Annotated in this window: 11 protein-coding genes, 1 tRNA gene and 1 pseudogene; 3 read left to right on the forward strand and 10 right to left on the reverse strand. The window is 69.7% G+C overall.

Annotated features, from left to right (window positions below; genetic code table 11):
• Positions 1-16: 16 nt before the first annotated feature.
• The 4 genes from LPA42_RS02515 to LPA42_RS02530 all read right to left on the reverse strand — a co-directional run bounded on the left by LPA42_RS02515 (position 17) and on the right by LPA42_RS02530 (position 7,162).
• A complete protein-coding gene (locus LPA42_RS02515) occupies positions 17-1,192 on the reverse strand; it encodes a DUF58 domain-containing protein (protein WP_228986285.1) in 1,176 nt (391 codons plus the stop codon).
• Positions 1,193-1,206: 14 nt separating this feature from the next.
• Positions 1,207-2,214: a MoxR family ATPase gene (locus LPA42_RS02520; RefSeq protein ID WP_074474218.1), complete on the reverse strand. Its 1,008-nt coding sequence runs from the start codon at positions 2,212-2,214 to the stop codon at positions 1,207-1,209.
• A 27-nt stretch (positions 2,215-2,241) separates the two neighbouring features.
• Positions 2,242-4,875 (reverse strand): fibronectin type III domain-containing protein, encoded by a 2,634-nt coding sequence (locus LPA42_RS02525; RefSeq protein ID WP_077939287.1) that lies wholly within the window; start codon positions 4,873-4,875, stop codon positions 2,242-2,244.
• A gap of 154 nt (positions 4,876-5,029) precedes the next feature.
• Positions 5,030-7,162, reverse strand: a complete 2,133-nt coding sequence (locus tag LPA42_RS02530) for a tetratricopeptide repeat protein (RefSeq protein ID WP_228986286.1) — start codon at positions 7,160-7,162, stop codon at positions 5,030-5,032.
• Positions 7,163-7,397: 235 nt separating this feature from the next.
• Here LPA42_RS02530 and LPA42_RS02535 point away from each other — a divergent pair.
• Positions 7,398-7,481, forward strand: a tRNA-Leu gene (locus tag LPA42_RS02535).
• Here LPA42_RS02535 and LPA42_RS02540 read toward each other — a convergent pair.
• Together LPA42_RS02540 and LPA42_RS02545 are read right to left on the reverse strand one after the other, a co-directional pair.
• A complete protein-coding gene (locus LPA42_RS02540) occupies positions 7,463-9,202 on the reverse strand; it encodes a recombinase family protein (RefSeq protein ID WP_077939289.1) in 1,740 nt (579 codons plus the stop codon). The genes LPA42_RS02535 and LPA42_RS02540 overlap by 19 nt on opposite strands.
• A gap of 562 nt (positions 9,203-9,764) precedes the next feature.
• Positions 9,765-10,342 (reverse strand): annotated as a pseudogene (locus LPA42_RS02545) (transposase); the annotation flags it as partial.
• A 348-nt stretch (positions 10,343-10,690) separates the two neighbouring features.
• Between LPA42_RS02545 and LPA42_RS02550 the strand changes: the two are divergent.
• On the forward strand, positions 10,691-11,068 hold the full coding sequence (locus tag LPA42_RS02550; protein WP_144082735.1) for a hypothetical protein: 378 nt from the start codon (positions 10,691-10,693) through the stop codon (positions 11,066-11,068).
• Between the two features lie 129 nt (positions 11,069-11,197).
• On the opposite strand, the gene LPA42_RS33725 is transcribed toward LPA42_RS02550, so the two are convergent.
• Positions 11,198-13,138 carry an Hsp70 family protein gene (locus tag LPA42_RS33725; RefSeq protein WP_077939291.1) on the reverse strand — a complete coding sequence of 647 codons (1,941 nt, stop codon included), beginning with the start codon at positions 13,136-13,138 and terminating at the stop codon, positions 11,198-11,200.
• 168 nt (positions 13,139-13,306) lie between these two features.
• On the opposite strand from LPA42_RS33725, the gene LPA42_RS02565 reads away from it, so the two are divergent.
• Positions 13,307-16,060 (forward strand): LysM peptidoglycan-binding domain-containing protein, encoded by a 2,754-nt coding sequence (locus LPA42_RS02565; RefSeq protein ID WP_228986287.1) that lies wholly within the window; start codon positions 13,307-13,309, stop codon positions 16,058-16,060.
• A gap of 319 nt (positions 16,061-16,379) precedes the next feature.
• Here LPA42_RS02565 and LPA42_RS02570 read toward each other — a convergent pair whose 3' ends face one another.
• The 3 genes from LPA42_RS02570 to LPA42_RS02580 all read right to left on the reverse strand — a co-directional run bounded on the left by LPA42_RS02570 (position 16,380) and on the right by LPA42_RS02580 (position 20,459).
• Positions 16,380-17,702, reverse strand: coding sequence for a hypothetical protein (locus LPA42_RS02570; protein WP_077939293.1), 1,323 nt, complete (start codon positions 17,700-17,702; stop codon positions 16,380-16,382).
• The gene (locus tag LPA42_RS02575) at positions 17,699-18,898 is read right to left on the reverse strand and encodes an ATP-binding protein (RefSeq protein ID WP_144082737.1); all 1,200 of its coding nucleotides are present in this window, start codon (positions 18,896-18,898) and stop codon (positions 17,699-17,701) included. The genes LPA42_RS02570 and LPA42_RS02575 overlap by 4 nt, the downstream gene beginning before the upstream one ends.
• Before the next feature lie 490 nt (positions 18,899-19,388).
• Positions 19,389-20,459, reverse strand: a complete 1,071-nt coding sequence (locus tag LPA42_RS02580) for a C40 family peptidase (RefSeq protein ID WP_077939295.1) — start codon at positions 20,457-20,459, stop codon at positions 19,389-19,391.
• Positions 20,460-20,480: the final 21 nt, after the last annotated feature.

The following is a 20,480-nucleotide window of genomic DNA, read 5'->3' on the forward strand; positions in this document are numbered from 1 at the left end:
AGCGCCCGCCACACCCTCACCACCGGCGGACCCCGTCCCACTCGGCCGCGAACGCCACCCCGTCGGCGGCGTCGACGACCACGATCCCCGTTGTGCCGGCCGGCGCCGGCTCCGTCGCCCCGAACACCCCCACCACCACCGACGGGTACGCCCCGCGCAGCGCGCCGAGATGCCCCAGCTCGCCCCGCCCACCCGGCCCGGTGAGGAAGACCAACGTGTCGCCGAGCCGGTCCCGGCGCAGCCGGGTCGCCGCCGCGCGCAACGCCGCCGTGGCGTCCCCGGTGTCCAGCCGGGCGGCGGCGAGCCGGTCCAGCGGCCCGACCCCCACGCCGGCGGCCTCCCCGGCCGGCCCCTCCGGCGTGGCCAGCCCTTCCGGCGCGACCAGCAGCAACGACACCGGCAGGTCGGCGCGTAGCGCCGCCGCGACCACCGACGCCGCCGCCTCGCACGCCGACTCGAACGACTCCGGATCCCGGCCCGGGTGGGCGGTCGCCCGGTTGTCCAGCAGCACCACGATCCGGGGCAGGCTGGTGTCGACGTTCTCCCGCACCATCAGCTCGCCCACCCGGGCGCTGGTGCGCCAGTGCACCCGGCGCAGCTCGTCGCCCACCACGTACTCCCGCAGCGAGTCGAAGGTGATCGAACCCTGCGGCACCCCGTCCACCCGGCCGTCGAGGCTGCGCCCCGCCCCCGTCGGCACCGCCGTCAGCGGGTGGATCCGCGGGTGCACCCACACCGGCACCACCGACGAATACGACCGCGCCAGCGCCACCAGCCCCAACGGGTCGCGCCGGGTCACCCGCAGCGGCCCGACCGGCACCACCCCCCGGCGGTCCGTCGGCACGTCGTAGTCGACCGTCGTGTCCCGCCCCGGCCGCAATCGCAGTACCGGCACCGGCACCGTCCGGTCACCGCACCGGTCCTCCGCGAGCAGGTTCGCCGCCCGCAGCCGCCCCGCGTTGCGCACCGTCAGCACCATCCGCGCCGGCTCGCCCCGCGACACCCGGTCCGGGTCCGCGCGCCGCGTCACCTCCAGCCGGGGCCGCCACAGCGCCACCAGCAGCGCGTAGCCCACCGCCCCGGCCGCCGCCACGCCCAGCAGCGTCAACTCCGGGTACGCGAACCGGAAACCGGCAGCGAGCAGCACCACCGCAGCCACGAGCAGCCCGGCCCCCCGGGCGGTGATCCCCACGCCCCGCAGCCGCCTCAGCCCTGCACCACGGACGGGGCCGGGGCGACCTGGCCCGACGGCAGCGGCACCGGCACCGAGGCGACCGCCTGGCGCAGCACCTCGGCGGCGCTCACCCCGCGCACCTGCGCATCGGAGGTGAGCAGCAGCCGGTGCGCGAACACCGGCTCGGCGAGGGCCTTCAGGTCCTCCGGCATGATCCAGCCCCGCCCGTCGATCAACGCGTACGCGCACGCCGCCCGGGTCAGCGCGATCACCCCCCGGGGACTCACCCCCACCCGCACCTGCGGGTGACCCCGCGTCGCGGCGGCCAGCCGGACCGCGTACGCGTACAACGGCTCGGCGATGTGCACCCGCTGGGCCATCCGCACCATCTCACCGACCGTGTCGGTGTCGGTGATCGCCGGCAGTGCCTCGGGGGAGCGGACCGTCGCCCCGCGCAACACCTCCACCTCGACCGCCTCGTCGGGATACCCGACGGACAGCTTCACCAGGAACCGGTCGAGCTGCGCCTCCGGCAGCCGGTACGTGCCGTCCATCTCCACCGGGTTCTGCGTGGCCACCACCAGGAACGGCTGCGGCACCGGGTGCCGGACCCCGTCCACCGTGACCGTGCGCTCCTCCATCACCTCCAGCAGCGCCGACTGGGTCTTCGGCGACGCCCGGTTGATCTCGTCGGCGATGACGATGTTGGCGAACACCGGCCCCGGGTGGAACTCGAAACCCCGGGTGGCCTGGTTGAAGATGGTCACCCCCGACACGTCCGAGGGCAGCAGGTCCGGGGTGAACTGGATGCGCCGCCACCGCCCCTTCACCGTCGCGGCGATCGCCCGCGCCAGGGTGGTCTTGCCGACCCCCGGCACGTCCTCCAGCAGCACGTGCCCCTGCGCGAACAACGCCGTCAACGCCAGCCGGACCACCTGCGGCTTGCCCAGCACCACCGAGTTGACGTTCTCCGCCAGCCGGGCGGCCAGGGCCGCGAAGCCCTGCACCTCCGGCTGGGTGAGCGGTTCGTGCGTGTTCACGGCGGTGCTCCTTGCCTGGTGGCGCGGTCAGCAGGTCGGCAGGACGTTGATGTTGTCGCCGCCTTCGAGGTTGAGCCAGGCCCACGGGATGTAGTTCTTCCCCTCGAACTCGACCCGCACCCACCAGCTGCTCTGCTTCTGGCCGTTGTAGATCCAGGAGTCGACGTTCTCGCCCTGCCGCTTGCAGTACGCCTTCAACCGGGTGCCCGGTCTGGCCCAGCCGACCTGCTTGTCGTTGTCCTGCTGGGGAACGGAGAAGATCTCGTTGCCGTTGCGGCCGGCCACATCCTTGTCGCAGTACGTCCGCTGGTCGCCGTCGGGACCGTTGTTGCACGTCGCGACCCCGTACAGCGGGTCGGTGCTCTGCGCCCGCTTCGCCGTGCCCTCCCCGGCGGCGTTGCTGGCCGTCACCGTCGCCGTGTACGCCGTGCCCGGCGTCAGGCCCGGCACGGTCGCGCTGGCACAGTTGCGTGCGGTGACCGGCTTCTCGCCCGGGACGCTGACCGTGCAGGTGGCCTGCCCGCCGCCGGCGTCCACCGTGAAGTTCACCGTGACCGCCGTGGCCGTCGCCGACGAACCGGTGACCGTGACCCGAGGCGGTGCCACCGTGCGGGCGACGTCCGTCGCCGCCGCGCCCGGCCCCGCCTCGTTGACCGCCTTCACCGTCACCGTGACGCTCTGCCCGTCGCCCAAACCGTCCACGGTGGCCCGGGTGTCGGTCACCTCGCTGCTGCGGCCCCCCGCCTCCACCAGGTACTTCGTCACCGGCCGGCCGTTGGCCGCAGCCGGGGACCACTGCACCGCCACGGTGCCCGGCCGGTTCGCCACCGTCGTCGCCCGCAGGTCGACCGGCTCGCCGGGCGCGGCGAACGGCACCACGCTGTTGCTCACCGGCGACGCCGCCGACCCGGCGCCCTTGTCGTTGACCGAGACGACCGTGAACGCGTACTGCGTGCCGTAGTCCAGCTCGCCGGCCGGCACGACCAGCTCCGTCTTCGCCGACTCGCCGGCCGGGGCGTTGGCGCCCGCCGAGGTCGCCGTCACCGCGTACTTCGCGATGGTGTTGCCCTGGCCGTTCGCCGCCGGCCACTTCACCAGGACCGTGCCGTCGGGCCGGGCCTCGGCCGTCACGCCCGACGGCGGGTCCGGCACCGCCGCGGTCGGGGTCACCGGGTTGCTGGACCGCGCCGGGCCGTCGCCCTTGGCGTTGACCGCGTGCACCGAGAACCGGTACGTCTCGCCGTTGGTCAGGCCCGTGACCTCCACCGACCGCTGGTTGGCCCCCACTTCGCGGCGCTCGCCGGCACCCTCCACCACGTACCGGATGATCTCCGCACCGTTCGCGGCCGCCGGCCGCCAGCTCACCCGGGCCCGCGCGTTGCCGGCCGACGCGGTGACGCTGCGCGGCGCGCTCGGCTTGCCCACCTTCGGCTTCTTCGGCGGTGGCGGTGGCGGGGGCACCGGCGGCGGGTCGCCGCCGAGCACGTCGTTGGCGTACTTGTTGACCTCGCGCACCTGGTGCTTGTCGTCGACGACCCGGGCGGTCGACGAGTCCGGCGCGTTGATGAACAGCCGGTTCTCCCGCACCTCCAGCTCCAGCGGGCCGGTGGCACCCTTGCCGCCGATCGTGTCGACGAGCTGGCCGGAAGCGTCGAAGGAGTAGACGGTGCCCGTCGACTCGTCGGCGCAGTAGAAGCGGTCCGCCCACGCCACGGCCGGGCTGAGCTTGTCGCCCCGCCCCGGCACGGTGAACTGTCGCTCCTCGCCGCCGGCACCGATCACGTGGACCTTCCGCTCGCCGGGGACGGTCACCGGCACCTTCGGCCCGCTCGTCCGCGCCGGCAGCGACCCCGGACCGGTGATCGTCAGCGGGGTGCGGAACACCTCGCCGCGCTGCACCCGCACCAACGCGCCGGCCGTGCGGTCGAGCACCGCCACCCCGTCGTCCAGCGTGGAGACCACCAGCTCGTGGCTGGGCTCCGCGACGTCGTACGTCTCGATCCTCTTCGGCGAGATGCCGCTTCCCGGCGGCGCGGCGGAGCCCGGCTCGGACGGCAGCTCCGCCGCCGTGACCGCCGAGACGGTGCCCTCGGCCGGCACGGCGATCCACAGCCGGCCCTCGCCGTCGAACGCCCCGCCGGTGATGCCCGGCGGGTAGCGCACGGGCTCGCCCACCGGGGCCAGGGAACGCGGGTCGAGCTGCCGGACGATGCCCTGCACGGCGTCCACCACGAACGCGGCATCGGAGTGCAGCGCCACGTTGACGCCCAGCCCGGGGGTGGTCCGGGTGGTGGCGGTGATCTGGAGGGTGGCCAGGTCCAGCGAGCTGACCTGCCCGGTGTTCAGGTCGCGCAGGACCAGCAGCCGGTCGGTCTGGACGACCTGCACCGGGTGCCGTCGGGAGTCGGGCACCTCCACCCGCGTGTCCACCCGCGCCGTCACGCCGTTGACCCGTGCCAGCTCGCTGCGCGCCGCGCTCCACAGCCAACTGCTGGCGTCGTAGTTGGCCACCGCGTTGTCGGCGGCGCCCAACCCGAGGACGGTGAGCCCCATCGCGGCCAGCAGCGCGGACACCGTGCCGACGGTGACGAGGCCACCGCGCCAGCGCCGCCGGCGGGACGCACCCGGTTCCGTGCTCACGGCGTCGTCGATGGTGGCCACAAGCGGCTGCCTCCCCGTGTCGTCGTGGCAGGTGACCGCCGTCCACCGGCGACCCTCCCGTGAGCCGGGTGCCATCATATGGCCACCCTGAGACAGGGGAAACCCGCACCGTCGGCCCCTGCGCACCCAGCGTGCATGCCAAGTGGACGGTCGATCAGCGCGGCGTGGCGGTCCGCTCCCGCTGCGTGCACACCTGCCCGGACGTGGCGAACGCGTCGGTCGAGTACACGGCGAGCACCGTGAAGCAGTAGTCCACCCGGGCGTTCAGCCCGTTCACCGTGTAGCTGGTCTGCCCCGGGTCCACCGTGGCCATCACCCCCAGCTTCTGCCCGGCCCGGCCGCCGGCCACCATGAACGGCACCGCGCCGGCCGACGGGTCCGTCCAGGTCAGGGTGATCGTGCTGCTGTCGTCGCGCAGCTTCAGGTCACCCGGCGGCGGTCCGTCCACCGTCGGCCCGGCCGCCGCCGACGGCGGCGTCGCCTGCGTTGGCGGCGGCGCCCCGTCGCGGCCGAGCACCAGCACCGCGACGCCGACCATGACCACGAGCACGACCAGGGCCACCACCACGGCCACGACGACCAGCAGCCGGCCGCGCCCGGCCTGTTCCTCCTGGGGGTACGTCGTCTGCCACGCCTCGCGCGGGGAAGGGTAACCGTCGTCGGCTTCCCCGCCGCCCCGCTCGGGCCACGCCGGCCCGCCCTGCCCCGACTGCCCGTCCCACCCCTGTGCGACCGGCCCGTGCTCGACCGGCCTGTGCTCGACCGGACCGTGGTCGACCGGTGCGTGCCCGTGGCCGACCGGTCTAGGCTCGACCGCTCCCTGACCGGGCCACGGCGGCTGGTGGGGTCGGGCCGCCGGGCGGCGGTCCGGTGCCGGTGGCGGCACGGGCACGTCCGGCTGCGCTGCCCCGTGGACCTGGCCGCGCGGCCCCGGCTGGTCCGTGCTCTCGGCGGGCGGGTGGCCCGCCCAACCCGGTGCGGTGGGCTCAGCTCCGATCGGTGCGGTGGGCTCAGCGTCGTCCCGGGCGGTGGGCTCCGCGCCGACCGGTTCGGCCGGCGACTGCGGCGGGGAGACCCCGCTCCAGGGCGGTGCGGTCATGCCCCACGGCGGCACGGGGGACCCGCTGACCGGGCTCCCACTGATCGGGACGCCGCTGATCGGGCTTCCACTGACCGGAGTGTCGCCGGCCGGTCGGCCATCGTCCTGTGTGGCGCGCAACGGTGGTGCGCTGGCAGGTACGCCGCTCACGGGCCCGCCGCCCGGCGGAGCGCCCCCGGAAGGGCCCGCCCCGATCGCCGGGGCCGGCGAACTGTCGCCGCCCGGTCCGGTCGCCGCCCGGATGGCCTCCTGCCGGGCGGCCTCCTCCCGCAGCAGGGGGTCGATCTGCCGTACCTGGATGGTCGGCTCGTCCCAACCGCGCGTCGGAGCGGGCGGCGGCTGCGGCACCGGCCCGCCCTGCCCCCCGGGCCCCGGCCGTGGGGGAGCCGGGATCCGTGGTGCCGGCGGTGCCGCCTGCGGAGCCCATGGCGAGACCGGCTGTTGCGGCGGCGCGTCGGTGCCGGAAGTGGGCTTCGTCGCAGCGGCCGGGGGCGCGGCCACCGGCGGCGCTGGCGGCACCCCCGGCAGTGTCGCCGGGTGCGGCGGCTCCGACCCGTGCCGGGTGGTGGCGGGCGCGGCGGACTCCGGCGACCGGGACGGCGCCGGGATCCGGGGCGGAGGCGGTGGCGGCTGCCGTGGCGGGGCGGAAACCGGCAGCGGTGGCGGTGGCGGCTGACGCGGGAACGCCGGCGGCACCGGCGGTGTGGTAGGAGAGTGTGGCGGGGGAGGAACGGGAGGAAGGGGCGGCGTCGTGCCCGCCCCCGCGCCCCCGAGGTAGTGCCGGGCCGCCTGCACCGCCGGGTGGTCCGCACCGAGCACGGCGGGACCGGCCTCGGCCACCCGCGAGTAGTGGCGGCGGGCCTCGTGCCGGTTGCCCAGCTCCTCGGCGACCGAGGCGAGGTCGAAGGAGAACGCGAGCATCAGCGGGTCCGCCGGATGCCACCGGCGTTCGCCGGCCGCGAGGGCCTCCTCCAGTACGCGTCGCGCGGCGGCCGGGTCGTCGGCCTCGCGATGCAGGCGGGCCAGCAGGTGGGCGGTGCCCAGGACCTCCGGATGGTCCTCGCCGAAGCTGGCCCTCAGCGGGTCGATCGCGTCGGCCAACAGCCGGCAGGCACCCGCGACGTCGCCGGCGGCGCGTAGCGCGAGCGCCCGGTGCTGGAGTGCGGCCAGGGGAGAGGGCTGTGACACGTCAGCCATGCTGCCCGGAGAGGGCGTCCCGACGCCACCCGCCGGGTCGGCCATGATCGTTCCCAGGCGCCCTCAAGGCCGGCCGTCGCCGCCTCTGAGCTGGGCGGACGTCGCGGCCAAAGGGTGATGTGCATGATCCACGTGCGCCGTGTAAAGTAAGCCCCCGTGCGGCCCACCGGGGCGGCCGGAGGGTGGCGAAGTCACCTCTGGTCGACACGGTAGGCTGGGCGAGTAGGTCCGGGTGGCGGAATGGCAGACGCGCTAGCTTGAGGTGCTAGTGCCCGTATAGGGCGTGGGGGTTCAAGTCCCCCCTCGGACACGAACCGAATCCCAACGGTGCGCGGCAAGGTCAACACTTGCCCGCACCGTTTGTGTTTCCGGGTCGTACGCCAGGTGCAGCCCGAGGCTGCGGTAGACCTCCAGTTTGCGTTCCGGTTCGGTGTCCCGCAGGGCGCGCACGAGGTCTCCGAGTTCGTCGACGACGGCGATGATCTGCTCCTCGGTGAAACGCTGCGGGCTGTCGGTCTCCTGTTCGGCCGGGGTGTGCTGGAGCCGTTCGGCGCGTCGGCGTTCGGCCTGGGTCTCGGCGATCCAGGCCGTGACCACGGTCGGGTCGGCGCCGGCTTCGAGTGCGGCCCGGTAGCGGGCCAGTTTCGCGTCGCACTCGGCGAGGGTGGGTCCCTGCGGTGAGGTCGGGGTCGGGGTCGGTATGCCGGTGTGGGCCTGGTCGAGGAGCGCGGCGATGGTGTGACGCCGTTGGAGGGGGCCGAAGCCCTGGACGAGCCAGGTGTCCAGCGGGGTGATCAGGATGTCTTCCCGCATGATCACGTTGCGGGGGTGGTCGACCCTGTTGGCCAGGGCGTATTCCTGGGGGAACCGGCAGCGGTAGTAGGCGACGCCGTGGGAGTGCTGGCCTTGCATCTTCCGGTGGCAGATGCCGCAGTGGACGAGGCTCTTGAAGACGTAGGGGTGGCGGGAGCGGTGGGCCCGTTTCGGTGCGGTGGCGGTGCGGGCCCGCAGGCTGAGCATCTCCTGGACGCGGTCGAAGTCGTGCTGCTCGATCAGGGGTTCGTGGACCAGTTCGTTGGAGGTCACCCACCGGTCGCGCCGGTTCCAGCGCATGATCGGGGTGTGGCCGAGGGCGACGTCGTTGACGTCGAGCAGGACCTCGTCGGTGCGTTGTTTGTTCCAGACCTGACGGCCGGTGTAGCGGGGGTTGATCAGGATCGTCCGTACCGCGGTCTTGGACCAGGCCAGGCCGTCGCGGTGGCGGTTGCGGGCGCGGTCGTAGGCGGAGGGGCAGAGGACGTCGTCGCGGGTGAGGGCCTCGGCGATGGCGAAGATCCCGTAGCCGGCGAGGTACATGGCGAAGATGCGTTGGACGACGGGTCCGGTCTGCGGGTCGGGGGTCAGGCCGCGTAGGCGTTTGCCGTCGGCGGCTTTCGCCGGGTTCGGGTGCGGTCCGAGGTCCTTGAGCGTGTATCCGTAGGGTGGGCGTCCGCCGAGGTAGCGGCCCTCCAGTTGGGTCTGGGACGCCATGGCGGTGCGGACCCGGACCTTGACGCGGTTCCGCTCGCCCTTGCTCATTCCGCCGAAGACGGACATGACCAGGTCGTGTGCCTCGTTGTCGGGGTCGATCGGCCCGCCGACCTCCGGTACCCACAGTTGGACGCCGTAGTGGGTGAACAGGGGCATGGTGAGGCCGAACTGGTTGCCGTAGAAGGCGCGGTGCGGCTCGCCGATGACGACTGCGGTGAAGCCGCGGCGTGGGTTGCGCAGCGCGGCGAGCAGCCGGGTGGCGTCCGGACGGCGCTGCCACGGCAACGCTCGGCTGTGGCCCACGTCGAAGAACTCCTCGACGATTGTTCCACCTCGGGGTGTGATTAGGGTCCGGGCGAGCGAGAGTTGCCAGTGGCGCGACGACTCCGGGTCCTGGTTGTCCTCGGTGGAGACGCGGCCGTAGAACGCGAAGGGGAGCGGCGGGGCTTCGAAGCTTCTCTGCGCGAGGTCGTGTCTCAGGCGTTCATGATCAACGGTCATGTTTCCTCCATAGGGTCTTCAGCAGCATCCGAGCGTTCGCGGTGCACCTCGACGAGGAGGCGTAGGAGGGCGCGCGCCGCGGCTGGTCCGAATGCCGGAGGGGCTGGCGGCACGATTACCTGAATTTCGCCCGGTGTTGCCGCGTCCGTGGTTCCCGTACTGCCATGCGAATGGTAGTCCTGATCGATTTGATTGGGCAATTCTGGTTGCGAATCCGACATGTTGTGTTCCCCATTGGGTCGACGGGTTTTGCCCGTGTCGTTCAGGGTTCGCGGCCATTGCTCGGAACTCCTTCCCTGTTGGCGGTGCTTGGCGTGACTCGTTCCGCCGCGCATGATCTTGCGACTTGCGCCGATCTGTGCGAGATGGGATCCACGAATCCGTCGAGGTGCGGTTCTCCCGAGTGCTCGGCAGGGAACGCGGATCTTCTCCTCGGACCTTCGTAGAAATCGGAGAAGGCAATTTCCGCTGAGTGCGCGACTCGGCGGGGAACTGCCATCTCTTGGGAGTGTTCGGCCTTGCGGTCGTAGCGGCGGACGGGGCGGCGGATATTGGGCGGCTAGGATAGGCAGCTTCAACGATCCAGCGATGGCGGCCGAGGCGTTGGGATGAGTTGATGCCTTTGCGGGCGATGCGCACGGCGATGCCGTGGACGTCCGCGCCGGCAGTGGGTCGGGGCGATCGAGTCCAGCAGCGGGTGCAGCAATTGGCTGTCGTGGGTGTTCGCCGCGGAGGTCAGAAAGCTGAGCGGGGTGCCGCGCTCGTCGCGCAGGACATTGATCTTCGCACCCGACGTGCCGCGATCGACCGGGCTTGGCCCGGTGAGACCCTCTTCTCCGTCCGTGCGGCGATCGAGTCCACCACGGCACGGGACCAGTCGATCTCGCTGATTCGAGTTCAGTCGGTCCAGGGAACTTTGGTGCAGCTGTTCCGACAATCCGGATCGGGTCCACTCGGTGAACCACCGATGCATGGTGGCGCGGCTGGTCCCGAACAACGCTGCCGGGAGCTTGCGCTAGGAGCAGCAGCTTGCGCCAGGTACACGATCGCCGCCGGGACTGCCCGGTCGTCGGCGCGCCGCCGTCCACCGCCCTGCGGCCGCTTCACCGGAACCGGCATCAACGGCCGCGCCACCGCCATAGGTCATCCGGTGTCCAGCAGCGCATTTGTCCTCAACCACATCCGTCACAGAGCGAAGATCATGGCGTAGACCCACGACGATCAAAATGAGACGCGCCTCTAGCCCAGCGCAGCCCGTCGATCGCTGGCCGATCTGCCAGTAGTGACCCTGTTCACTCATGTGCGATTATCCTTCGCATGACGAGGCATTTGACGCCACGGCACCGCTCCCGAGGCCACGTCTGGGCAAGTCTGCTCGCCTTCCTGAGCGCGGCCATGGGCATCGCTGTTGCGGTAGTCGCCGCTACTGTGATCGGATCAATCAACGCGCAGTTCGATCGCAGCACCGGGAGTCCTCCCACGGGGCCGATGACGTTCGCTGTGGTCATCACCGTGATCGTGGGTCTGCTCATGATCGCCTTTGGCGTGTGGTGCTACCTCGCAGGCTCGCGCGGCGGGTCAACGGTCGTGACCGCCGGCTGGGCGCTGTTCTCGATCGTGCTGTGCACCGCCACCTGCATGACGCCGGGGTGGTTCACCGGCGCCTTCCTCTACGCGGATCCTGGCGGCTCCGGCCGCTACAGATACATGGCCTTCGTCGAGCTAATTCCGAGCTGGCTTTCCACCACCTCACTCGCGTTGGCCATCGGCAAGGTGGTGACGTTCTTCGCCGCGGCGATACTGCTGTCGGCGACGCACTCACGAGCCGCCCCGGCCGACCCGGCTGCACCGCCTGCTCGGCGGTAAGGTTGCGGACCTTTCACAGCGGCCCATTAAGAGGACGCTGTCCGTCGTTTGGTGCCGACTTGCCAGGAAAGCATCGTGGAGACAGGTGAGGGTCGAGGCGTCATCACCAATGTGCGGCGGCGCGACGTTTCAGCCGGCTGGGCGATCGGTGAGGCGGTGTAGCGCTGACCGGACGTTGGGGAAGGCCAGTTGCAGGGTGTTGGTGGTGAGGCGGATGCCCCACCAGGTGAGGGCGATGAGGTAGCCGGCGATGAGGGCGCTGTTGGTGTTGTAGGTGAAGACGAGGGCGTAGCCGATGGCCAGGCCGGGTGCGGTGATGGTGCGGGCCAGGCGGGTGCGGGTGGCGGTGAGGGCGGTGGCGGTGCCGAGAAGGGCTGCTCCGAGGCTGCCCACGAGGCCGGGCATGCCGGTGAGGTCGACGGGGGTGGTGATGGTGAGGGCGGCGCGCATGAGGAAGATGCCGGCGGTTGCGGTGACGGCGTGGGTGATGGCGGGTCGGGTCATGGCGAGCCAGGTGGGTAGTGCGTCGGCGGGGATGCGGGGTGCGGTGGCGGCGACGAGGGTGGCGCAAAGCGCGAGGGGGAGAGCGGTGCCGAGGGTCCATTTCAGGTAGGGGGTGTAGTCGAGTCCGACGGCGGTGCCGGTGGCGAGGCCGTAGAGGGCGGCGGTGATGGTGCCGCCGACGGCGGCGATGAGGTATCCGCGTCGGATGAGGCTGCCTGTGGTGGGTTCGGGTGTGGGTGTGGTGGGTGTTCCGGCGAGCCAGGTGGTGGGTGCCAGGTGTGCCACGGCGAGGGCGGTGAGTATGGCGAGCGCGCCGGCGGTGCCGAGTTGCGGTAGTGAGATGCGGGCTTCGACCACCCTGGTGAAGAGGGTGGTGATGTCGGCGGTGAGGACGGCTTGCAGCAGCAGGGCCAGGGAGCATGCGCCGATGAGGAGAGCGCCGGTGAGGTCGCTGATGCGCAGCCGGACGCGGGGGAGTTGGGCGGCAGCGGCCCTGGGTCCGGGTTGGTGGGTGGTGGTGAGGTTCAGGGCTCCGTCGGCGAGAGCGTGGGAGTGGTCGACGACGGTGGGGGTGCCCCGGGCTGCTGCGGCGAGGCGGTCGGTCAGTGCGGGCACGCCGGGCGCTGACCTCACGATGACAGCGGTGAGGTGTTCGATGTCGACGTCGGCCGCGTCGAGGAGGTGGGCGACTGCGTCGGGCACCTGGTCAAGGAGGGGCTGGGCGGCGGTGGTGATGTCGTCGCGGGTGATGACCACAGGGTGGTGGGGTGTGGGAAGCATGACCGGCGCCCGCTCCTGCTGGACGAGTTGGTGCCGGGCGGTGCGGATGGACTCCCGGAGAGCGCCGTGCTCCTGCGCCGTGATCGTGTCGGTGTGGTCGACGACTGATCGGAGCGGGTCGTGGCCGGTGGTCGCGGTGGCGACGACGTGCCGGGCGATGAGATCGTCGAGGTCGTGCGGGCCGTGGAGTTGCTGTGTTGCCAGCTCCCGGTAGCCGTCGCTGACCGTCTGCAGGACGGTGAGAGTAGGTGGATGGTGGTCGGCCTGGCAGACGAGTAAGCAGGAGTTCTCGGGTGTGGTGAGGCCGAGTGTCGTGGTGTAGGTGGCCAGGGCAGCGGGTGCGGTGACCAGGGCCGGCGGTGGTAGTCCCGCTCGGGCCGCTGCTTTGCTGAGGTGTGTGCGGCGGCGTGGTCCCCAGGCCGGTGGGATGGTTACGGTGAGGTCGGTGATCGGCTGGCCGACCTGGTGGGTGGCGTGGTTGCTGACGTGCCGCAGGACTGCAGCGAGGACATCCACGGGATTGGGCTGTGCCGGATCGGGAGCCTGGGCAGGGCTGGCGAGGTGGTCGGCCGGGTGGTTGACGAACCGATGGTCTGCGGGCAGCGACCGTGCGGCGGCGGCGTCGACGCCGACGTAGAGGTCACCGGCGGGGGCGATGGCGACGCCCGGCGGCATGACGAGTCGACCGTCGATGAGGATGGGAACCCGGGTGCCCTGCCGGCTGACCGTGGCGGCGATGGCCGAGGAGCTGAGGTCGATCGACAACCTGGCGTCCCCGTTGACCATGAGAGGCAGTCTCACCCGTGGTGGCGAGGCATTGTCAACCGTGATCCTCTCCCGTGATCCCCGGTGCGCGAATGATGAGAATCCTTCCGGCTGGGATGGTCGGAAACGCTGATCCTCGTGTATGGGAAGAGATTGACGATCAGCCGCAGGGAGGGGCAGGTGCCGCAGATGTCCCCGGACCGAGGCGACAGGCTGGCCGAATACGTTGCGCGGGCCACCGTCCATCCTCCCCACGACCCGCCCCGACGCCGTAGGTCGCTGTCCCGTTCCCTGACCAGCGCCGCCCGCGCCGCTATCGGTGCCGGATTCTTCCTGGTGGGAGTGCCGGCGCTGTTGTGGGTCGTCGGCGGCAACCCGGTGCGACGGCTACCGGCGTGGTCGCAGATCCCGGACTGGTTCGAACGGGTCAACGGACGGTTCACCCCGGACGTCCTCATCGGCGCGGCCCTCTGGGCGATGTGGCTGCTGTGGGGCGTCTTCGCACTGCTCCTACTCGCCGAGATCCTCGCCGGGCTGACCCGGTGGCGCGTTCCCGCGCTCAGGCTGCCGGCCCCGCTGCACCGGCTCGTCTTCGGCCTGGCCGGCACCGCCGCGCTCGCCGTCACCTCCGCCGGCCCGCTCGGCCGCGTGGCGAACCCGGACCCGCCGTCCACGCCCATCGCCGCCGCAGAGCACGCCGATGTCCCCCGGCAGGCCGCCGCCCGTGGACCCGCCATCATCCAGGTCGCCGAGCAGCACTACCTGTACACGGTCGAGCGGCACGACACCCTCTCCAAGGTCGCCAAAGACTGGCTCGGCGACGCCAACCGCTGGCCGCAGATCTGCAGCCTGAACAAGCACCGCCACTTTCCCGGCGTCGGCGGCACCCTGCGCGACTGCGACCTCATCTACCCCGGCTGGGAACTGCGCCTGCCCGCCGACGCCCGCCCACCACACACCGCCACACCCGCCAGACCACCCAAGCCGCCACCTGCGACGCCGTCCCGACCTACGACACCGTCGGCATCGCCGAGCGCCGACCCGGACAGGCCGGACCCCACCGCACCACCACCGACCACCGAGGGACCAGCAGCCGGCCCCAGCGCCACACCCTCGGCCGCAGCGAGTACGTCCGCCTCAATGCCGACCACATCCTCGACGGCTGCCGACCTCACCTCGTCGCCGGTCGCGCCGACCAAACCCGACACCCACAACCCGGCGGTCACAACCGACCAGGACGGAGTGCAGCTGTCAGGGGGCGACTGGCTGCCCTGGTCGCTCGCCGTTGCGATCAGCGCCGCCGCCACTCTGGTCTGGCTCCAACGCCGACGCCGCTACACCGGAGAACCCGACACCGATCCACCCACCGAACTCCCGCCGCCCGTGGTGCAGGTACGCCGCACCGTGACTGCCCGCCACCCCGGACCACCGAACCCGGACACCGACGACAACGAGCGGCCGACGCCCGTACCCGAACTCGCATCGCTACCGACCGGCGGAATCGGCATCATCGGCGACGGCGCGCACGCCGCAGCCCGCGCCGCACTCGTCGCGGCCCTGGCCACCGGCACCCCAGACCACCCCCATGCCCGTGGCGAAGTCATCATCGACACCGCCACCCTGGCCACCCTCCTGGGCCCCGACGCCACCGCCCTCGCACCATGGCCACGGCTACACACCACCGCAAACCTCGACGACGCGCTCACCGCAGTCGAGGCCCGACTCCTGCACCGCAGCCGCATCCTCGACGAACACACGCTGACCGACCTGGACACCCCACGCCAACAGACCCCCGACGAGGAACCCCTGCCACCGGTCGTGCTCATCACCACGGCCCCGTCCGCCGCCACCTCCACCCGCGCCACGACCGCGCTCACCCTCGGCGGCAACCTGAACCTGTCCGCCGTACTGCTCGGCGAATGGACACCCGGCACCACCATCGACGTCACCACAGACGGCCACACCACACCCGCCTCCGGACCGACGACCGAGCCGCTCCCGCCGCGCCTTCCTGTACTCGATACCCAGACCGCCCTCGGGATTCTCACGACCCTGCGCGAGGCCCATACCGGCGAACCCATCACACTCCCGTTGTCCGCTGGCCCCGGCCCGACGGTTCCACTGCACGCCAGCCGAACCGAGACCACGTCTCCCGACCGTCCCGCACCGATAGCCCCAGCTGCCGAGAGCGACGCCACCGGCAGGGCGCGGCTGCGGGTCCTCGGACCGCCGCGGATCGACGACATCACCCACCCCGGCCGACCGCTGCGCGCCAAGGCCCTCGAACTCGCCGTGTTCCTGGCCTGCCACCCCGACGGAGTCACCACCCGCGAGATCGGCGAGTACCTCGAACCCGACGCCCGCATCAGCCAATCCGACCAACGCGTCCACACCAACGTCAGCAACCTCCGACACGTCCTCGCCCGCGCCGCCACCCCCAACGCGAAGAACGCCTACGTCGTCAAGAGCGCCGGACGCTACCGGCTCGACCCCACCACCGTCGACGTCGACGTCTGGACCCTGCGCGACCTCATGCGCACCGCCACCCTCGCCACCGGCCCACGCCGCCGCGAACTGCTCACCACCGCCTGCGACCTCTACACCGCACCCCTGGCGGACAGCCAAGACTACGAATGGCTCCCACCCCACCGGGAAACCGTGCGCCGCTGGGCAACCGAGGCCCACCTCCTACTCGCCGACGACCTCATCCACACAGACCCACAGGCCGCATCCGACCTGCTCGACAAGGCCATCGCACTGGACCGCTACAACGAGGCCCTCTACACCCGCGCCATGCACGCCCGCCACGCACTCGGCGACACCGACGGCATCCGCATCCTCCTCCGCGCCCTGACCAGAGCACTGGCCGACCTCGACGCCGAACCCCAGGAAGCCACTACCACCCTCGCCAACCAACTCCGGAGCGATCCCGCTGACATGTGAACATCACCGACACCGCGACCGACCCACGCCGAGGGCGCTGCGTCGGACAGACTGATTGGCCAACAGCACGTGCCGGTCCGGCGATCTCACCCCGCCCCGTGGAAGATCGATGGACCTGGCTGCGTTGGAGGGCGATCCCACCGGGGGGGCGCGTGATGCAGGAAGGTCCAGAGGCCTCCGCGTATCCGCTTCTGTCGATGAGAGTGCGCGTAGAGCACACCCTCGTTGCCGGGCAAAGTCCGGAAAAGGCAAGGTTACTGTCACGAGTCCGAGCCGGTGCCTGTAGCAAGAAGCGGCCCTCGTGCCATGCACCAAGCAGTCACCAGTAGATCGCGACGAATTCGACCTCGAGCTTCCGAGTCGCTCCGGCTGGCGGTTCCCCGAGAGTCGTAGGTATCCCACTCGTGTTCACCACATTTGCCGCAATCTTATCCAAAGCTGCTTTCCGCGCAACTCGAACTAATTCTCGATCAGCCTGCGGATCGATGACCTGGACCACTATATCGAACGCGGCCCTACGCGATTCGAGGTTCGAGGCCATCGCCAACGCCGGAACGGCTTGGGTTGCCGCCGCCGACAACGCTGCTTCATCTATAGGCTTGCCTGTATCGCTAGCCAACGTCTTGCCGAAATCGGAGAAGGCTTCCAACATGTCGGCGACTGAGGCGCGACCATCGTCGTTCGAGGTGCCCACCGGCATGCCTTCGCCGGGTAGCAGAGAAATTAGCTCATCAACGTTGATGAACATTTTCTCCAACACGTTGGCGAGCTTGACAGGTTGCCAACTATCGCGTAACGCCGCAGCCTCGACCCTAACGTAAGCCGTGTACGACTCGTCGTTGAAGAGCACCCTCCGCAGGTCTCGCGAGTACGAGGAGAAGTTGGTTACCCCAACAACTTCCAGCGGCCGAATTTCATTCGTGATGCTACCACCGGGATCTAGCACGCGCCGATCCACGAGGAACTCGTCGTCGGCATACTCGAGGACCGCGAAATCTCTGCTCGTCCCGCGAATTGGCACGAGGCCGACGAGCAGACTGTCGATAACTTCGAGGATGTGAACAGCGCTGTCATACTCCGCTTTGTTGATCCCGAAGAGAGCCTCGCGCCCCTTCACAATCTCCACGATGGAGGAGGCGGCGCTAACGAGTTGATAGGTCCTGTCCGCACTGAGGGTTACTTCGAGTTCGAGCACGTCACCGCGCGAAAGATCCCGCAGTGCAAGCAGTTGGCCGTGTCGTGCGAGTCTCTTTCGGTTGCGGAGCACGTCATCTTTCGTAGCAAGAGAGTGTGGCTTGACCTGACGCTTATGCTGTTTGCGGCCAGTCCTCAGCAACAGTTCATCGTCGTCGCCGGTGCGCAGGTCGCGGAATGTGCTCTGAATAACAGCCTTGTGGACGACCTCACGAGCGGCTGTATCGGTGTTCTTGGCCCGAAATTCCGTGCTGAACTTGAAATTCTTGCCCGCCGGACCGGCGACCGTCTTTGACTCTCGCTCGTTGGACCGGGTCAGGGTCTCTTTCACAGTCTCCTTGATTGCGCCGTCGCGGGAAGCGATCAAGCTGGTCACACTGACCTCATCCAGGTAGACAAACTCACGCCGTTGCTTGGCCCACCGGCGACCCTGTTTGCGAAAGATCATGATTCAGGATCCTTTTCCGGTGCCATGGGAACGCGCTGTACCCGTTGTATGCCCTCATGCACGTCTTCGAGGCAGAGTGTCACCCGTCCGTCAAGGGCGGCTAGGATGGCAGCCTCGGTCCAGATGGCGGCGATGTCAGAAGAAGTCCAGCCTGGCGTCGCCTCGGCCAATGCATGCGGATCAATCGGCTCGGAGAACTTGATGTGCCTTGACGATGCCTCGCAAATAGCGGCCCGGTCTGCGGCGTCTGGCAGCGTGAACTGGATCTTATGAGAGAGTCGTCCAGGGCGCAGAAGTGCGTTATCGAGGCTCTCGGGCAGGTTCGTGGTTGCGATCACCATCACCTGCTCGAAGGCGGAGAACCCGTCCAGCAGAGACAACAGTTGGCCGACGAGCCGGTTGGTCGACTCATTAGTCGAGGAGCCTCGCTGGGTGAAGAGACTGTCGATTTCGTCGAAGAAGAGGATCGCTGGCGCATTGCTTCGGGCATGGTCAAAGATGCTCCGTAGGGCTCGCTCGCTTTGTCCGACCCATTGGTCGACAATCGCTGGGCCAGCAATATTGTAGAAGGTGGCTCCCGCCAGTGCGGCGAGCACCTTCGCCAGGTGTGTCTTGCCCGTGCCAGGTGGACCCGTGAAGAGCATTCCTTTAATCGGATTGGCGCCAATTTCCTTGAGCCTGTTGGCCGGATCAAGCGCGACCCGTACGAGGTTGACGGCGCGGTTGACGACATCTGGCGAGCCGCCAAAGTCTTGGAGAGTCAGCTCTCCGGCTGGTCTAACCACGAGAGACTCGACGTTGACAGCGTTACGATCAGCAAGGCCGAGGCGATCGACGGGACGCTCGGACAAGAGTCGACCTGGGCAGCCCGAGCTGTCTATCTCGACTGTCTGCCCTTCTTGGAAAGGCGATGAAGATCTCTGCGGGTATGCCTTCAGGCTGCCGTCCACATCCACGACTACCCGGTCGCCAGAAACGAGCCGGACCGTGCCGACCTGAGCCGCTTTACCCCATAGCTCATCCGGGACCTTCTCGGGCGTGAACCCCTCCCGACAGAACAGGACATCGCCGACCGCATAGTCCTCATGCCCTGGGAGCGTTATGGTCGCCGACCGGCCATCCGTCAGGTCGACCCAGAGGCGGGATGTCCTTGGGTCGACCTGACGGACCTTGACGATGTTCCCTGCCGTGTCCAAAGTTCACCTGACGTATAGCGCTGTGGTGGTGGTGCGATGCAGGTCTGAATAGTAGCTGCGGGGTGCGACAAGCCAGACTGGGGGAGAGTACGGCGGAGCTGCCGTTGATCATTGGCGGTCACGCTTGGTCGATCAGCCACCGTGGCAGCGTCCCGCCAAAGTGCCTTCGGCGGTCGCGGAGACCGCGGAGACCGTCGAAGTTAGCTCACGGTAGAGACATCCAGCAAGTACGCCGTGGCGCCAAGCATCGATTCCGCCTTCCCATGGCCATGATGGGGGCACCTACGACGATGGCGAGTGTGCTCAACGCCGGTGCCAGCCCACTGCGCCGAGCCATGAACGACCTACGGACGGCTCCCATCACAGCAGTAGGCATAATCCAGTGCACGCTCATGCCGCTGACATCGCGATCTGGCTGCTACTGCTGGCGAGGTCATGCGGACGATGTCTGATCCCGATTTGTCACGGATTGCCCTACCTGGCTTCGACCTCAGGATGAGACGGGGCTTCCGGCGATTCGCCGCGTTGACGTTGACCGCTTCCAGTGGTCTACGGCTCGCTGAGCCGGCTGGATGGTAGCGATCTTGTCGAGCCAGTTGCTGAGCCTGGTGATCTTCACAGTGTCGCCGGTCTTCGGGGTGTGGATGATGAGTTCTTCGCCGAGGTACATGCCGACGTGGCGTGGGTTGTCGATGCTGCCTTGGCTGCCGGGGATGAAGATCAGGTCGCCAGGTAGTAGAAGCGCCAGGTTACCTACGGGCTTCCCAGAGCGAGCCTGGTCGGTCGTGGTGCCGGGGATCGGGACATCGGCTGCCTGGTAGGCATCCTGAATCAGGGAAGAGTAGTCGCACTGCTTGGCGGGTTCTCCGGAGTGTGGGTCGGTGCAGGACCCACCGAAGTGGTGCGGGGTGCCGAGCTGGTCGATGGCCCAGAGGATTGCGGTGGCGACGGTGGGTGGGTTGTCGGCAGGGAGCGCGAGCCCGTCCGGGAGGGTGGCGATCGCGTCAGCGGGGCAGTCGGCGAGGGTGCTGGTCAGCTGATCGACCAGGACCGTCGCGTCGTCGGTCCACTTCGCGTACGCGTCGGGGTAGGCCGAGACTTGGACCGCCTGGGCGGCCTGGGTGAGTGGCATCGATTCCCAGCCGGGGACGGTCAGGAGCTTGTCGAAGAACTTTCCCGCTTGGTAGCTGGGCTCGGAGAGTTGCGGGACGGTGCCCCAGCCCTGGCTCGGGCGTTGCTGGAACACTCCGATGGAGTCGTGGTCGTTGCGGTTGCCGAGGTGGGGCAGGTTGCGCAGGCCGGACTCCTGCATGGCGGTGGCGACGGCGACGACCCAGCCCCAACGGGGCACGCCTTTGGCGACGCCGACGTCGATGATGGCCGCGGCGATCTCCAGTTGTTCAACGCTGCGGGCTGGGTGCCCGCTGGGGCGCGCGGCGGGTGCGGTGGCGACGTCACAGCCACCGGAGCCGTTGCCGAGGACTGACGACAGCAGAAGCGTGGGCAGTCCGAGGCAGGCAATGGTGACGACGGTGACGACGCCGATGAGGATCCTGGTCATGGCGGTGGCCCTTCGGTGGAG

This window comes from Micromonospora sp. DH13, assembly GCF_020873825.1.
GTDB lineage: Bacteria > Actinomycetota > Actinomycetes > Mycobacteriales > Micromonosporaceae > Micromonospora > Micromonospora haikouensis.

What these genes read in the sequence shown, in the direction of transcription:
- LPA42_RS02580 (WP_077939295.1), bottom strand. Translation starts at nt 20,459, where the DNA reads ATGACCAGGATCCTCATCGGCGTCGTCACCGTCGTCACCATTGCCTGC.
- LPA42_RS02550 (WP_144082735.1), top strand. Translation starts at nt 10,691, where the DNA reads ATGACGTTCGCTGTGGTCATCACCGTGATCGTGGGTCTGCTCATGATC.
- LPA42_RS33725 (WP_077939291.1), bottom strand. Translation starts at nt 13,138, where the DNA reads ATGGTCAACGGGGACGCCAGGTTGTCGATCGACCTCAGCTCCTCGGCC.
- LPA42_RS02565 (WP_228986287.1), top strand. Translation starts at nt 13,307, where the DNA reads ATGTCCCCGGACCGAGGCGACAGGCTGGCCGAATACGTTGCGCGGGCC.
- LPA42_RS02570 (WP_077939293.1), bottom strand. Translation starts at nt 17,702, where the DNA reads ATGATCTTTCGCAAACAGGGTCGCCGGTGGGCCAAGCAACGGCGTGAG.
- LPA42_RS02540 (WP_077939289.1), bottom strand. Translation starts at nt 9,202, where the DNA reads ATGACCGTTGATCATGAACGCCTGAGACACGACCTCGCGCAGAGAAGC.